The organism is Nocardioides imazamoxiresistens, assembly GCF_032378595.1.
In the GTDB taxonomy this organism is placed as follows: domain Bacteria; phylum Actinomycetota; class Actinomycetes; order Propionibacteriales; family Nocardioidaceae; genus Nocardioides; species Nocardioides imazamoxiresistens.
Genome location: NZ_JAVYII010000009.1, coordinates 161,002 through 176,696, shown reverse-complemented (window position 1 = coordinate 176,696; position 15,695 = coordinate 161,002). Strand labels below are relative to the sequence as shown.

The 15,695-nt window shown below is 74.6% G+C and carries 11 protein-coding genes; 2 read left to right on the top strand and 9 right to left on the bottom strand.

Going from position 1 to position 15,695, the window contains the following annotated elements; genetic code table 11:
* Positions 1-14: 14 nt before the first annotated feature.
* From RDV89_RS18315 to RDV89_RS18305, 3 genes are all read right to left on the bottom strand, one after another.
* Positions 15-1,022 (bottom strand): beta-ketoacyl-ACP synthase III, encoded by a 1,008-nt coding sequence (locus RDV89_RS18315; RefSeq protein ID WP_315735420.1) that lies wholly within the window; start codon positions 1,020-1,022, stop codon positions 15-17.
* A complete protein-coding gene (locus RDV89_RS18310) occupies positions 1,022-2,206 on the bottom strand; it encodes an acyltransferase domain-containing protein (protein WP_315735418.1) in 1,185 nt (394 codons plus the stop codon). The genes RDV89_RS18315 and RDV89_RS18310 overlap by 1 nt, the downstream gene beginning before the upstream one ends.
* 91 nt (positions 2,207-2,297) lie before the next feature.
* Positions 2,298-3,578 carry a PucR family transcriptional regulator gene (locus RDV89_RS18305; protein WP_315735416.1) on the bottom strand — a complete coding sequence of 427 codons (1,281 nt, stop codon included), beginning with the start codon at positions 3,576-3,578 and terminating at the stop codon, positions 2,298-2,300.
* A 102-nt stretch (positions 3,579-3,680) separates the two neighbouring features.
* Here RDV89_RS18305 and RDV89_RS18300 point away from each other — a divergent pair, with 102 nt between their 5' ends.
* Together RDV89_RS18300 and RDV89_RS18295 are read left to right on the top strand one after the other, a co-directional pair.
* Positions 3,681-4,667, top strand: coding sequence for an alpha/beta fold hydrolase (locus RDV89_RS18300; RefSeq protein ID WP_315735414.1), 987 nt, complete (start codon positions 3,681-3,683; stop codon positions 4,665-4,667).
* A 148-nt stretch (positions 4,668-4,815) separates the two neighbouring features.
* Positions 4,816-5,580: a hypothetical protein gene (locus RDV89_RS18295; protein WP_315735412.1), complete on the top strand. Its 765-nt coding sequence runs from the start codon at positions 4,816-4,818 to the stop codon at positions 5,578-5,580.
* Positions 5,581-5,697: 117 nt separating this feature from the next.
* On the opposite strand, the gene RDV89_RS18290 is transcribed toward RDV89_RS18295, so the two are convergent.
* From RDV89_RS18290 to aceE, 6 genes are all read right to left on the bottom strand, one after another.
* The gene (locus tag RDV89_RS18290) at positions 5,698-6,240 is read right to left on the bottom strand and encodes an RNA polymerase sigma factor (RefSeq protein WP_315735410.1); all 543 of its coding nucleotides are present in this window, start codon (positions 6,238-6,240) and stop codon (positions 5,698-5,700) included.
* A gap of 97 nt (positions 6,241-6,337) precedes the next feature.
* Positions 6,338-8,830, bottom strand: a complete 2,493-nt coding sequence (locus RDV89_RS18285) for an Hsp70 family protein (protein ID WP_315735408.1) — start codon at positions 8,828-8,830, stop codon at positions 6,338-6,340.
* A 54-nt stretch (positions 8,831-8,884) separates the two neighbouring features.
* Complete coding sequence (locus RDV89_RS18280; RefSeq protein WP_315735406.1) at positions 8,885-10,336, bottom strand: dynamin family protein; 1,452 nt, start codon at positions 10,334-10,336, stop codon at positions 8,885-8,887.
* The gene (locus RDV89_RS18275; RefSeq protein WP_315735404.1) at positions 10,333-10,836 is read right to left on the bottom strand and encodes a hypothetical protein; all 504 of its coding nucleotides are present in this window, start codon (positions 10,834-10,836) and stop codon (positions 10,333-10,335) included. Before RDV89_RS18275 ends, RDV89_RS18280 begins: the two co-directional genes overlap by 4 nt.
* On the bottom strand, positions 10,833-12,746 hold the full coding sequence (locus RDV89_RS18270; protein ID WP_315735403.1) for a dynamin family protein: 1,914 nt from the start codon (positions 12,744-12,746) through the stop codon (positions 10,833-10,835). The genes RDV89_RS18275 and RDV89_RS18270 overlap by 4 nt, the downstream gene beginning before the upstream one ends.
* Positions 12,747-12,858: 112 nt before the next feature.
* Positions 12,859-15,660, bottom strand: coding sequence for a pyruvate dehydrogenase (acetyl-transferring), homodimeric type (gene aceE, locus RDV89_RS18265; protein ID WP_315735401.1), 2,802 nt, complete (start codon positions 15,658-15,660; stop codon positions 12,859-12,861).
* Positions 15,661-15,695: the final 35 nt, after the last annotated feature.

Below are 15,695 nucleotides of genomic sequence, written 5' to 3'. Positions count from 1 at the left end.
GGGCGGGCGCCGACCTACGGGACGACGACGACCTGGGCGGCGTACGCCAGGCCGGCGCCGAACGCCACGAGCAGGGCGAGGTCTCCGGACTTCGCCTCGCCCTCGGCGATCATGCGCTCCAGCGCCATCGGCACGGAGGCCGCCGACGTGTTGCCCTGCTCCGCGATGTCACGCGCGATGCGCACGTGGTCGGGCAGCTTCATCGCCCGCGCCATGGCGTCGGTGATCCTCATGTTCGCCTGGTGCGGCACGAACAGGTCGAGGTCGTCGACGCTGACGCCGGCGCGGTCGAGCGCCTGCTGGGCGGTCTTGGCCATGGCGAAGGAGGCCCAGCGGAAGACCGCGGCGCCCTGCATCGTCATGAACGGGTACGCCGAGGAGCCGGCAGCGACGACGTCGCGCCAGTCGTCCTTCTGGCGGATCAGGTCGTACTGCTCGCCGTCGGAGCCCCACACGACGGGGCCGATGGCGGGGGTGTCCGACGGTCCGACCACGACGGCGCCGGCGCCGTCGGCGAAGATGAACGCCGTGCCGCGGTCGGTGGGGTCGGTCATGTCGCTGAGGCGCTCCACGCCGATGACCAGCACGTGACGGGCGGAGCCGGCCCGCACCATGTCGGAGGCCAGCGCCACGCCGTGGCAGAAGCCCGCGCAGGCGGCCGAGACGTCGAAGGCCGCGGCCTGGTCCGTGCCGAGCTGGTGCGCGATCGCGGTCGCCGCCGACGGCAGGTTCAGCATGTGGCTGACCGTGGCGACGACGACGCAGTCGACCTGGCGGACGTCGAGGCCGGCCTGCGCGAGCGCGTCGCGCGAGGCGGCCACCGACATCATCTCGATGGTCTCCTCCGGCGTGGCCCAGCGGCGGCTGCGGATGCCGGAGCGCTGCTGGATCCACTCGTCGCTGGAGTCGATCGCGTCGACGACCTCGCTGTTGGGCACGACGCGCGACGGGCGGTACGCCCCCACCCCGAGGATGCGCGAGTACGCGGAGCCGGTGCCCGCGTCGAGCACGGCACCGGGCATCAGGCGGCCCCTGCCGGGTGCAGGCGCACGAGCGGCTGACCGGGGGAGACGAGGTCGCCGTCCTCGACGAGCCACTCGACGACGTGGCCGCCGTGCTGGGCGAGCACCTCGGTGCGGTCGCGCAGGCTCGCCACGGCCCCGATCCGGGCCGCGGGCCCGAGGACCTCGGCGTCGCCGGCGGCGGCGTCGCGCTCGAAGGTGCCCTTGGCGGGGGAGACGACGACGCGCCACGTCGGCGTCGTCGAGAGCAGCGAGCGCTCGCCGTGCTTGCGCACGAAGGCGCGGGCGTCGTCGAGCTGGTCGGGGGTGTTGAGCGCGAACGTCTCGACGCCCTTGAGGGCCCGCTTCGCGATGCCCGCGAGCGTGCCGGCGGGGGGCATCTCGAGCACGCCGGTGACCCCGAGGTCGAGCATCGTCTCCATGCAGAGGTCCCAGCGCACCGGGTTGGAGATCTGCGTGACCATCCGCCCGAGCACGTCGCGCCCGTCGTGGACGACCCGGCCGTCGCGGTTGGAGATCACCGGGATGCGCGCGTCGTGGGTCGAGACGGCCTGCGCGAGACCCGCCAGGCGGTCGACCGCGGGGGCCATGTGGTGGGTGTGGAAGGCGCCGGCCACGCTGAGCGGGCGCAGGCGGGCCCGCGCGGGCGGCTCGTCGGCGAACGCGGCCAGCTGCTCCAGCGTCCCGGCCGCGACGATCTGGCCGGGGCCGTTGTCGTTGGCGGGCACCAGGCCGTGCTTCTCGATGGCGGCCAGGACCTCCTCGCGGTCCCCGCCGAGGACGGCGGTCATGCCGGTGGGCGTCGCCGCCGCGGCGTCGGCCATGGCCCGGCCCCGCTCGCGGACCAGGACCATCGCCTGCTCGGCGGTGATGGCGCGGGCACCCGCGGCGGCCGCGAGCTCGCCGACGCTGTGGCCGGCGACCGCGCCGATCCGGTCGAACGCGTCGGCCGGGTGCGGGAACAGCTCGAGCGCCGCGACGAGGCCGGCGGCCACGAGCAGCGGCTGGGCGATCCGGGTGTCGCGGATCGTCTCCGCGTCGGCCTCGGTGCCGTAGTGCGCGAGGTCGAGGTCGGCGACCGCCGAGAGGTAGGCGAAGCGGCTGGCGAAGGTGGGGTCGGCCAGCCACGGCTGCAGGAAGCCGGGCGTCTGGGCGCCCTGGCCGGGAGCGAGTACGACGAGCACGTCACCACTGTGCCTTGTGACGAACCCACACCTGGCGGCGGCGTGAACGAAGTTCGGGGCCGATCCTTTGTGGGGTTCCTCCAAGAACCAGTTACTCGCTGGTCAGACCCGCTGTCCGCTGGCGCCCGACGGTGAGCGCGATCTGCAGCGTGAAGGCGTCACGGGGGTCCGTGGGTGTGCAACCGGTCACGTCGGCGACCTGCGCGAGGCGGTAGCGCACCGTGTTGGGGTGCACGAAGAGGCGTCGCGCGGTGGCCTCGACGGAGGCGCCCTCGGCGAAGTACGCCGTCAGCGTCGCCACGAGCGCCGAGCGGTGCTCGGTCAGCGGGTCGTGCACGCGGCGCACCAGGTGGTCGGCCGCCGACCGGTCGCCCGCGAGCAGCCGCTCCGGCAGCAGGTCCAGGGCGTGCACCGGCCGGGGGGCCTCCGGCCACGCCGCCGCGACGGCGTACCCCGCCACCGCCTCGCGCGCGGACTGGTACGCCGAGCTCAGGTCGCCGACCACGGGGCCCACGACGACGGGCCCCGGGCCGAGGTGGTCGGCCAGCGCGGCGGCAGCCGCCAGCGGCGAGGTGACCCCGCCGAGCACGACGACCAGGCGGTGGCCCTGGATGGCGCCCAGCACGTCGGTCGCGACGTCCCCGGCCTGCCGGCGCAGGTGGGCGACCAGCTCGGGGGCGGACCCGTCGCCCGGCACGTCGCCGACCACCACGCACACGTCGCCGGCCGCACGTCCGGTCGGGCCGCCCGCGCCGCCGCGCCCACGGCGGGTGGCGCCCCAGCCGAGGGCGCTGGCGCGGGAGAGCACCTCCGCGTCGGCGTCCCCGCGCACCACGCTGTCGACGACGAGGGCCTCGAGCCGCGCGTCCCACGCGCCGCGGAGCTCGGCGGCGCGGGCGTACACGCGGGCGGTCGCGAAGGCGAGCTCGCGGCCGTAGTGCAGCAGCGCCGCGTGCACCGCGCCGCTGTCGGTGCCGCCCAGGAGCAGGTCGAGGTGCTCCTCGACGACGTCGATGGCCAGGCGGACCAGGTCGACGGTCTGCTGCAGCGTGATGACGCCGGCCAGGGCCCGGGGCGCCGCCCCGAACACGGCCGTGGCCAGGGTGGTGTCGGCCGGCTCCGTCTCGCCGCCGGTGCGCCACCAGTCGACGAAGCTGCGGATACCGGCCTGGATGATGACGCCCACCCACGACCGGTCCTCCGCGGCCAGGTCCCGGAACCACGAGACGTCCGACTCCATCCGTCCCGTCGCGGCCGTGCTGAGCGTGCCGAGGCTGCGCAGCAGGACGTCCGCCGTGCGTACCCGCAGGTCGGCGTCGGCGTCGGTGACGGGGTCGGTGACGGGGTCGGTGGCAGAGTCGGGGTCGGCCATCCGGGCAGCATAGGGGTCGGCGGGATGGTTGAATCCGGCCGTGCCCGCGCGCTCCGCGGGTACCTGAGGCCAGCAGGACCGACGAGAGGGTGGGAGGACGCCGTGGGTGCCACGACCGTGCAGGTCGTCGAGGTCCACGGGCACCGTCGCGCCTACGTGCGGGCCGGCAGCGGCCCCGTGCTGCTCCTGCTGCACGGTCTCGGCTGCGACCGGACCACCTGGGAGCCCGTCGTGGAACGGCTCGCCGAGCGCCACACGGTGATCGCGCCCGACCTCCTGGGCCACGGTCTCTCCGACAAGCCCCGGGCCGACTACAGCGTCGGCGGGTACGCCAACGGCATGCGCGACCTGCTCACGGTGCTGGGCATCGACAAGGTCACCGTCGTCGGGCACAGCTTCGGCGGGGGAGTGGCGATGCAGTTCGCCTACCAGTTCCCCGAGCGCACCGAGCGGCTCGCGCTCGTCGCCTCCGGCGGCCTCGGCCCCGAGGTCACCCCGCTCATCCGCGCCGTCACCACGCCCGGCTACCACCAGGCGATGGGGGTCCTGAGCCTGCCGGGCCTGCGGCACGCCGTACGCGGGGGGCTCGGCGCCCTGGAGCGCCTGCCGCTCTCGGCGACCCGGGACCTCGGCGAGGTGGCGGACATCCTCGAGTCGTTCCGCGACCCGCGGGCCCGCGCGGCGATCCGGCACGTGGTGCGCGGCGTCGTCGACTGGCGCGGGCAGGTGGTGACGATGGCGGACCGGGCGTACCTGACCGCGGCCATGCCCATGTGCGTCGTGTGGGGTCGCGACGACCGCGTGATCCCCGTGCGCCACGCCGAGAACGCGGCCCGCCTGGCCCCGGCGGCGCGCGTCGAGGTGCTCGACGACGCGGGCCACTTCCCGCACAAGGACCACCCCGAGCGCTTCGCCGAGATCCTCACCGACTTCGTCGCCTCGACCCGACCGGCGACCTACAGCCGCGCCCGCTGGCGGCGCTACCTCGTCGACGGGCCGGTGGCGCCACCCGTCCAGGCCGAGGCGGGCCGAGCGCCCGTCCAGCCGGTCCCCGTCGCCCGCGTGCTGCGGCTGGTGCGCGGCGCCTGACGGGGCGCGCAGAACTTTTTCCGACGGGCCCGGAACATTCGGGCGCCGGGCTCCCTCTGAGTCTGTGAGTGCGTCGCTCCGGTGCGGTTGCGGAGCACAGCAGCACACCACCGACGCCCGACCGGGCAGCTACCCAGAGGAGTTCGAGATGACGCAGGAGCAGTTCGACATGAACGGTGACGGCTACACGGACGCGGTCACGGTGGACAACGACGGCGACGGTTCGGTCGAGACGGTCTACGCCGACCTGGACGGCGACGGCTACACCGACGCCGCGGCCTACGACACCGACGGCGACAACGTCGTCGACTACGTCGAGATGGACACCGACGGCGACGGCGTCGTCGACACCACCGCCTACGACGCCGACGGCGACGGCATCGTCGACACCGTCAGCATCACCGGGGAGGGCACCTACTCCTACGCCGCCCCCGAGGCGGCGGCCCCGGCCGAGCCGGCCGACCCCGCTGCCGCTCCGGCCACCCCCGGCGCGTACGAGTCGACCGAGTACGACTCCGACGGCGACGGCTACACGGACACCCGCGAGATCGACACCGACGGCGACGGCGTCGTCGACACGATCGAGATGGACACCGACGGCGACGGCTACGTCGACACGGTCGCCACCGACACGGACGGCGACGGCTACGTCGACACCGTCACCTACGACACCGACGGCGACGGAGTCGCGGACTACGCGACCTACGACACCGACGGCGACGGCGTGACCGACGTCCGGGAGTACGACGCCGACGGCGACGGCGTCATCGACACCGTCGAGTACGACTCGGACGGCGACGGCGTCATCGACACCGTCGAGTACGACTCCGACGGCGACGGCTACACCGACACGGTCGTGTCCTCGCCCGAGGACTCGGGCGACGGGTACGCCTCGGACAGCGCCGACGCCTGACGAGGGCGCGGAGCCGGCGGGCGCCGGGACGGTGAGTGCGGGGGTCTCACCGTTCCGGCGCCTCGTCGTGCAACGCGTCAGGGGGTCGGCGGGTCGGTGGGGGCAGCGGGGGTCGGATCAGTCCGCGAGCGCGGCCACGAGCTGGGCCCGCGCACGGTTCAGCCGGCTCTTGACCGTCTGCACGCCGACCCCCTGGTGCGCCGCGATCTCCTCGTACGTCAGGTCGGCCAGCTCGCGCAGCACGACCGCCTCGCGGAACTGCTCGGGCAGGGCGGCCAGCGCCCGCCGCACGCGGTCGGTGTCGGCGATCTGGTCGGCGTGGTCGCGCCGCGCGTCGCCGTCCTCGGGCAGCTCGTCGGGGGCGTACGCCCGCTCCCGCCGGCGCCGGGCGACCGCGAGCGCGGCGTTCGAGGCGATCCGGTAGAGCCAGGTGTCGAGACGGGCGTCGCCCCGGAACGTCGCGAGGTGCTGCCAGGCGGCCGTCAGCGCGTCCTGCAGGGCGTCCTCGGCGTCGTGGCGGTCGCCGGTCACGCGCAGGCACACCGACCAGAGCCGGTTGCGGCGCGGGGTGACGAGGGCGGCGAAGGCTGTCTCGTCCCCGCCGCGCGCACGCTCCAGCAGCTGCGCCTCGTCGAGGCTCTCGGCGACGGTCTCGGTCATTCCAGCCCTTCGCAGCGTTCGTCGGTGGGTGTGGTGCTGCTGCGGTGAGATGCCACCGCAGTGTGCCACGCGACACCTGCTACCCGTGAGGGCTGCGTCACAATCCTCGGCCGGGCACCCACGGCCGGTCGAGGGTGCGCGCGAGCTCGACTCCCAGACCCGCGTCGCGGCTGGTGAGGGTCAGCGAGCGGCCGGTGGGTGCGACCTCGCCGCCGACCTCCTGGGTCAGGGCCACCACGACGGAGCGGGCCGCGACGTCGCCGTGCGCGGCCGGGGCGAGGTGGTCGACGAGGTCGCGGGTCAGCACGAGCAGCGGGACGCTCGTGCGCAGGTGCCGGGTCGGCAGGAGCAGCACGTACGCCGGCAGCTCCGTGTCGGCGCCGCCGCTGCGGGCGCGGTGCCGGCCGCCGCCGAACAGGTACACGTCCAGCTCGGCGTCCCGCGTGCCCACGCGGGCCGAGACGCCCGCCCGCCGCGCCGGCAGGCGCGGGTCGCGCGCCGCGTTGAGCCGCTCGCGGAACGCCTCGCCCTCGCCGAAGCAGCCCCGGGCCTCCAGCGCCGCCAGCACCCCGGCCTGCTCGCGGCTCGCGGTGCGGGCCCGCAGGAAGCCCGCGCCGGACGCGGGGCCGGGCCGTGGCGCGGGCACGGTCACGGACACGCGCCCGGGGCTGCGCTCGATCCAGGGCGGCACGGGCACGGGCGGCACCGTCCAGGTCGGGTCCTCGAGCGCGCGACGACGCTCGGCCGCGGGCAGTCGCGACCAGCGCTGGACCACCGCGTACGCCCACGCCGGCCCACCGCCCTGCGCCGCCAGGAAGGAGCGGCGCCAGGCGGGTGCGTCGACGGCGGCGCGCCAGGCGGCCGAGCGACCGAACAGCTGACGCGCCGGCAGCACCGCGGAGTCGTCGTCGTCCGGCGCCGAGAAGGTCCGGGGCCGGCCGTCGGTCGGGGGCGTCGTGAGCAGCGCCGGGTGCCGGGCCACCTGCTCCAGCAGACCGGGCACGGCCAGCAGCGCGACCAGGGTGGCCGGCTGGTCGAGCAGCGCGCGCAGCTCCGGCGCGACGCCGGTCGCCGCCGCGAGGGACGGGTGGGCGGCGAGGAGCACGTCGGCGAGGTCCTGGCCGGCCGCGACCACGGGCGCGAGCGCCGGCCCCGACGGCCGGCCGCCCGGGTGGCCCAGGGGAGGACCGACCGGAGGGCCGGCAGGGGGGCCGCTGGGGGGACCGACCGGAGGGCCGCCGGGTGGAGCGGTGGGGCCCGCGGTAGGTCGCGGCGCCGCGCCGCGCGCAGCCGGCGGGGGAGCGGCGACCGGGCGCCCGGCAGGGGGTCCCGCAGGAGGTCCCGCCGGTGCGGGAAGACGCGGCCCGCGCGGGGGTGCGGAGGGGCGGGGAGGGGTCAGCGAGACCGGCTGGCCCGAGGGTGGCGCCAGCGTCGACCCGCGGCCGGTCGCCGGCGAGGCCTGCAGCCCGCGCAGCGTGACGAAGCGGCTGGCCTCCACGTCGGCGCGCTCGACCACCCGCAGCCGCGTCGCGCTGTGGGCGCCCAGGGCGACCACGAGGTGGGGCTCGGCCAGGTGGGCCGGGCGCCCGCCGAGCAGCTCCGCCGCCATCTGGTGCACCCAGCGCAGACGGGACGAGCCGCCGGTGAGGTAGAGGCCGTGGAGGTCCACGGACGCGACGCCCGCGGCGGCCACGCTGCGCTCGAGCAGGGCGCGGGCGCGCTCGGTCTCCGCGGCGATGATCTGGTTGAACTCGTCGATCGTGACCGTCACCGAGGTCGAGCGGCCGGCGGCGGAGACCGGGACGTCGGCGTACTCCCAGTCCGCGAGGCGGTGCTTCGCCTCGCGCACCGCGTCGTAGAGCGCGTGCAGGTCGGCGAGGTGCTCGCGCTCGTCGAGGGCGTCGTCGAGCTCCACCTCGCCCTGCGTGCGGACCTGCGCTCGCACCCACAGCGCGAAGACGTGGTCGACGGTCGCACCACCCAGGTCGTCGAGCCCGGCGTGCGCGGTGATCTCCAGGGGAGCGGCGGCCCGCGCGCGGTGGTGCAGCACCGCGACGTCGCAGGTGCCACCGCCGAAGTCGAGCACCGCGACCCGAGCGTCGTCCGGCAGCGTCGCCTCCTCGGCGAACCACGAGACGGCGGCGATCGGCTCGGAGACCAGCCGCACGGGGGCCCGGGACCCGGTGCGCCGCCACGCGGCCTCGAGCGCCTGGCGCCGCGGCCGCGCCCAGGTCTGCGGGTGGGTCAGCACCACCGCGTCGGGCTGCGTGCCGCCCGCCTCCGCGACCGCCCGCTCGAGCACGACCGACAGCGTGCGGGCCACGAGCGCCGTCACCTCGGTCTCGTCGTCGCCGAGGAGCACGGAGTCCTGCCCGAGCAGCAGCTTGGGCGAGGCGACGAAGAACTCCGGGGCGGAGCGGCGGCCGCGCAGCGCCGCCTCCCCGACCTGGATGCCACCGCTGGTCAGCAGCGCCGCCGAGGGCATCGTCTGCTCCTCGCCGAGCGTGACGGCGGCAGGGGGCCGACCGTCGTGGCGGATCGCGGCGGTGGTGTTGGTCGTGCCGTAGTCGACCGACAGCGTCCACCCCACCTGGCGTGCACCCCCTCGCTCAACCGCGGTCGTCGGAGCCCGCGGCCGTGCGGGTCACACCCGTGATCCTGCCACGCGCCGCGCAAGCAGCTGGTAGGACCTCGCGAGCACACGGGCGGCCTCGATCTCCGCGGGCACCACGGTGCGCGAGGCCTCGCCGACGGCGTACGCCGACGCCCGCCGCAGCGCGGTAGCCGCGTCCCCCCGGTCCCCTCGGCCCGCCTCCTCGCTGACGCGCGCGGGGTCGTCGACCACGGTCTCGAGCCGACGCAGCAGCGGCGAGGTGGGTGCGTGCGCCGACAGCAGGCGCAGCGCGCGCAGCTCGGCGAGCGGGTGCAGGTCGGGATCCAGCTGGGCGGCCTCGAGACGCGAGCGCGCGTCGTCGGGGTCGGGCAGCCGCGAGGCGAGCGTGCTGAGCACCGACAGCGCCCGGATGGCCTTGATGAGGTGGGCCCGGGGCAGCAGCTGGCGGCGCACCGCGTCGTCGACCGCGTCGACGCCGGACCGCTCGCCCAGCCACGTCCGCAGCGCCGCCGCGCCGGAGCCGGCGTGCTCGCGGCCGGCGACGACGCCGTAGGGGCCGACCGCCTCCCACAGGGTCGTCATCTCGGCCTCGCTCACGCCCTCGGGCGGGCCGACCTGACGCCACAGCTGGAGCAGGACCGGGTCCGCCTCCGCGAGCTGGCGCAACGAGCGGGTGAGCGACTCGCTGACCAGGCCGGTCCGCGCCGTCTGCGCCATCAGGCCGGAGACGGGCACGACCGCGGAGAAGTCGGTGGGGTGCTCGACGGCGATGCGCTGGGCGACCTCGGCCGCGATGGCGAACGGGTCGCCGCCGGACAGGTCGCCGCTGCCGAACAGGTCCGCCTGGGTCAGCACGCACAGGGCGTTGACGGCCGTCGCGGCCAGCGACCCCGAGGCGCGGTGGAAGTCGCGCAGGAACTCGAAGTCGTCCTGGCGCTCGGCCTCGCGGATCGCGAACAGCAGCGCGTCGGCGTCGCCCGCGGCGGCCGTCGAGGACCCGTCGCCCAGCAGCGCCCGGCGCGTGGCGTCCTCGTTCTCGGAGGTCAACGTGGCCAGGCCGGGCGTGTCGATGAGCGTCAGGTCGCGCAGCGCACCGGCCTGCAGGTGCACGACGATGCGCCGGACCTCGGCCACCGGCACGTCGAGCCCCGCCGGCACGGCGCCGTTCTCGAGGAACAGCGGGCGCGTCGACCCGTCACGCAGGTGCACCTCCGCGCGGTCGGGGGAGCCGTAGGTGTACCAGGTGACGACCTGCGTGCACTCGCCCGCGGCGGTGGGCGCCACCCGGCGGCCCACCAACGCGTTGACGAGCGTCGACTTGCCCGCCTTCACCCGGCCGACGACCGCGACGCGCAACGGGGCGTGCAGCGTCTCGCGCACCGCCTCGAACGGCGCGCGCTCGGCCGCGGGCAGGGGGCGGGCGAGGTCCTCGCAGAGCCGGTCGACGACCTCGAGGACCCGGCGGCGGTCGGCGACGCTCACGCGTCGTAGCCGTCGTAGCCGTCGTAGCCGTCGTAGCCGTCGTGGGCGCCGTCGTACGCGTCGTGGTGGTCGTGCGCGTCGTCGTACGCCGTGTCCGTCCCGTCGGCTCCCTCGGCCCCCGCGCCCGCGGCGTCCGCCACGGCGGCGTCGAGGTCGTCGAGGTCGAGCTCGTCCTCCACGAACGTCAGCACGTCGTCGGCCGTGGTGCCGCCAGTCCCGTCGGTCCCGTCCGCCCCGGCCGCCCCGGCCGCCCCGTCCGCCCCGTCCGCCCCGTCCAGATCGGGCTCGGTCACCTCGAGCACGTCGACCACGCCGTCCTCGCCGGTCACGTCGGTCACGTCGGCGACGTCGGTGGGCAGCAGGTCCGTCAGCGCCTCGGCGTCGAGGTCGGCCGCGAACGCCTCGGACAGCGCCGCGTCCCACACCTCGGCCGGGGCCTCGTCGAGCAGGGCGTCGACGAGGCCGGTGACGGCGCCGGGGTCGGTCTCGTTCTCGCTCATGTCAGCTCCGCTCTCTCCCGCCGGAGGGCCTCGAGCTCCTCCAGCACCGTTGCTCGTCGAGCGGCCACGGTGTCGCGGCGGCGCCGCGCCTCCGCCCTGGCCTGCTCCTGCTCGGCCTGCGAGCGCGCCGACTGCGCCTCGCTGGCCTTGATCATCCCGTCCAGCTCGCCGATGCAGGACTTCAGGTGGTCCTCCATGGCGACGTACAACTCCGGGCGTACCTCGCGGATCACCGCGTCGACGCTGGTGGTGAGCTCGCGGCGCAGCGTGTTGACGTTGTCGTTGAGGATCGCGTTCAGCTGTTGCTGGCCCTCGCGCATGCCGCGGAAGCCGATGTTGAGCGTCAGCCAGCCGCCGGCGATGAGGATGCCGATCGGCCCGCCGAGCCCGACGAGCGCGGCGACGTTGGCCCCGAGGAACGCGGTGGTGGCGACCGACGGGTCGAACTTGGAGCTGGTCGTGGCGGCCGTGCGGGTGCGGACGCGGCTCAGGCCCCCGCCCAGCCGGATCGGCGCCGCGAAGCGGCCCTGGGGGCGGGCGTCCAGGCTGCCGAAGGCGTCGGCGACCACGCGCTTGACCCCGGCGTCCAGGACGCGCCGGACGTGCTCGACGAGCACGGCCAGCTCGGCCTCGAGGTTCGCGGCGAACTGCTGCTGCGCGCCCTTGGACCCCGCGCCGCGGCGCTTCGAGATGGTCGCGCTGATCCGTGTGACCACGTCGTCGGCGCCCTTGTTGAGGACGTCGAGGGTTGCGTGCCGCACCCGGCCGAGGTCGCGCTCGAGCTCGAGCCGGGAGGTGCGCAGGTCGTGGCGCAGCTCGGCGAGCCGCTCCCGCTCGGTGACCATGGCGTCCACGACGTCGGGGTCGGCGCCCTCGAGCAGCGCCACGTCGCGCTCCGCCACCTCGAGCGCGGCGCCCAGGCCGTCCGCGCAGCCCTCGAGGGCGTGCACGATGCGGGCCCGCGACGCGTCGCCGACCCGCTCGGTGACGACCTCGGCGAGCCGCGCCATCCCCGAGGCCTCCAGCAGCTTCGCGGCGACGGCCTCCGGGTGGGCGGCCGCCTGGACGGCGAACGTGGCGGCGACCGGCACGATCGGGGCGTCGGCGAGCCGGGGAGCGTGGGTCTGCAGCAGCTGCCGGTTCTCCGCCAGCACGGCCTCCCACGTCGTGGGGTTGCGGTCGGTGCGGCTGAGCACGAACACGACGGAGGCGGAGCCCGCGGCCACCTCGCGCACGAAGTCGAGCTCCGGCGCCGTGAGGACCTGCCCGCCGTCCGAGACGAACAGCATCAGCGAGGCGTGCTGCACGGCGGCGCGGGCGCGCCGCCCGTGCACCGCTCGCAGTCCGCCGACCCCGGGGGTGTCGAAGACCGTGACGCCGGGCAGCCAGCGCGACTCGACCGCGATCCGCACGCCGACGGGCGGCGCGCCGTCTCCGGTGGTCGCCGGCTCCGTGACGGGTACGCCCGCGTGCCCGGCGTCGCGGGGGTCCGCCTCGACCGCGAGGCTGGCCAGGGCCTCCTCGCGGGGGGCGTCACGGTGCGAGCCGTCGGCGAGCTCCACGCGGGCCGTGCCCGCCGGGAGGTCGTCGCTGGGCGGGACGACGGCGATCACCCCGGTGGTGATGACCTCGGCCGCGGTGGGGGAGACGTCGGTGCCCGTGAGGGCGTTGACCAGCGTGCTCTTGCCGCGCTTGACCTCGCCCACGACGACGACCGAGGGCGGCGGCGGCACGGCGCTGACCGGTGTCATCGCGACGGCGACGTCGTCGTGCATGCCCAGCTTCTGCAGCAGGCCGACGGCGCCACCGAGGGCCTGCTTCTGCGACGGCGTCATCCGCACGCGGATGGGGAACTCGCGCGTGGACGCGCCGCCGGTCGCGGGCGTCTTGGTGGTCGGCACGGTGCTCACGGAAGGTCAGATGCACGCAGGGCCGCGGATGTTCCCGCGACGGCCGACGAATTTCTCGTCGGCCGCCGGCGGGAGCCTCCGCGGCCCCGTGACGTGGGTCGGTGTCGACGCCTCAGGCGTCGCCACCCTCCTGCTTGACGTCCTTCATGGACGTCGGGTCGTCGATCTTGTACTGGTCGAACGCCTTCTGCACCAGCGCCGGGTCGATCTCGCCGGCGTCGGCGAGGGACTGCAGCGCCGCGACCACGACCGACTGGGCGTCGATGTGGAAGAACCGGCGGGCCGACGGACGGGTGTCGGCGAAGCCGAAGCCGTCCGCGCCGAGGACGCGGTAGTCCTCGGGCACCCAGCGCGCGATCTGCAGCGGCACCGCGGCCATGTAGTCGGACACCGCCAGCACGGGACCGCTGGACCCGGCGAGCTTGTCGGCCACGTAGGCCGTGCGCGGCTTCTCGCCCGGGTTGAGCAGGTTCCACTCCTCGGCGGCGACGCCGTCGCGGGCCAGCTCGTTCCACGAGGTGACCGACCAGGTGTCGGCGGCCACGCCCCACTCCTCGGCGAGCAGGCGCTGCGCCTCGGCGATCCACGGGAAGCCGACGCCGGAGGCGAGCAGCCGCACGCGCGGGCCCTCCTTGTCCGACACGGAGACCCTGTGGATGCCCTTGAGCAGACCCTCGACGTCGACGTCCTCGGGCTCGGCGGGCTGCGCCACCGGCTCGTTGTAGACCGTCATGTAGAAGATGACGTTCTCGCCCTCGGGGTGCGCCTCGCTCGAGCCGTACATGCGCTCCAGGCCCGAGCGCATGATGTGCCCGACCTCGTAGGCGAACGCCGGGTCGTAGTGCACGACCGCGGGGTTGGTGGCGGCCAGCAGCGGAGAGTGCCCGTCGGCGTGCTGCAGGCCCTCGCCGGTCAGCGTGGTGCGACCCGCGGTCGCGCCGACGAGGAAGCCGCGCGAGAGCTGGTCGGCCATCGCCCAGATCGAGTCGCCGGTGCGCTGGAACCCGAACATCGAGTAGAAGATGTAGAACGGGATCATGTGCTCGCCGTGGGTGCTGTACGCCGAGCCCGCGGCCGTCGCGGAGGCCATGGCGCCCGCCTCGGAGATGCCCTCGTGGAGCAGCTGCCCCGAGGTCGACTCCTTGTAGGCCAGCAGCATGTTGCGGTCGACGGACTCGTAGGTCTGGCCCATCGGGTTGTAGACCTTGGCGCTCGGGAACATCGAGTCCATGCCGAAGGTGCGGTACTCGTCCGGCGCGATCGGGACGATGCGCTGACCGATCTCCGGGTCGCGCATCCAGTCGCGCAGCAGGCGGACGGCGGCCATGGTCGTGGCGACCTTGTTCTTGCCGGCGCCCTTCTTCAGGTCCGCGTAGACCTTGTCGCCGGGCAGCTTCAGCATCGTGGAGCGGTTGACGCGCTTCGGCAGCGAACCGCCGAGCTGCTTGCGCCGCTCCATCATGTACTCCATCTCGGGCGAGTCGGCGGCCGGGCGGAAGAACGGCGCGGCACCGGTCTGCTCGTAGGACAGGTCAAGGTCGCGGTCCGAGATCGGCAGGTAGAGGCGGTCGCGGAAGCGCTTCACGTCCTCCTGCGTCAGCTTCTTCATCTGGTGCGTGGCGTTCTTGCCCTCGAGGGCGTCGATCGTCCAGCCCTTGATGGTCTGCGCCAGGATCACGGTCGGCTGGCCCGTGTGCTTCGTGGCCGCGTCGAACGCCGCGTACACCTTGCGGTAGTCGTGGCCGCCGCGGGGCAGCTTGCGGATCTGCTCGTCCGACATGTGCTCGACCATCGCGCGCAGGCGCTGGTCGCCGCCGAAGAAGCTGTTGCGGATGTAGTCACCGGTCTCGACGGAGTACGTCTGGAACGCACCGTCGGGGGTGCTGTTCATCTTGTTGACCAGCACGCCGTCGACGTCGCGGGCGAGGAGCTGGTCCCACTCGCGGCCCCAGACGACCTTGATGACGTTCCAGCCGGCGCCGCGGAAGTTGGACTCCAGCTCCTGGATGATCTTGCCGTTGCCCGTGACGGGGCCGTCGAGCTGCTGCAGGTTGCAGTTGATGACCCAGGTCAGGTTGTCGAGCTCCTCGCGGGCGGCGACGCGGATCGCGCCCAGCGACTCGGGCTCGGCCATCTCGCCGTCGCCGAGGAACGCCCACACGCGCTGCGCGCTGGTGTCCTTGACGCCGCGGTTGTGCAGGTAGCGGTTGAAGCGGGCCTGGTAGATGGACCCGATGGCCGTGAGGCCCATGGAGACCGTGGGGAACTCCCAGAACTCCGGCATGAGGCGGGGGTGCGGGTAGGACGACAGGCCGGCCCCGACGCCGTGCTGCACCTCCTGGCGGAAGCGGTAGAGCTGGTCCTCGTCCAGGCGGCCCTCGAGGAACGCGCGGGCGTACACGCCGGGGGAGGCGTGGCCCTGGATGTAGATCTGGTCGCCCATGCCCTCCGCGTCCTTGCCGCGGAAGAAGTGGTTGAAGCCGACCTCGTAGAGGCTCGCGGACGACTGGTAGGTCGCGATGTGGCCACCGACCTCGAGGCCCTTGCGGTTGGCGCTCGAGACCATGACCGCCGCGTTCCAGCGGATGTAGGCCCGGATCCGGCGCTCGATCTCCTCGTCGCCGGGGAACCAGGGCTCGCGCTCCGGCGGGATCGTGTTGATGTAGTCCGTCGAGCGCAGGCCGGGCACGCCGACCTGCTTCTCGCGGGCCCGCTCCAGCAGGCGCAGCATCAGGTAGCGGGCTCGGTCACGCCCACGGTCGTCGATCAGGGAGTCGAAGGAGTCGAGCCACTCGCTGGTCTCGTCCGGGTCGATGTCGGGCAACTGGGTCGGCAGGCCCTCGTGGATCACGGACGGGGATGAGGCTCGCGACTGGCTGGATCGGGGTGTCGGGTCAGCGGTCACATCGGCCATCGTCGCACGTGCCGGAGCGTCACGAAATCTACCCG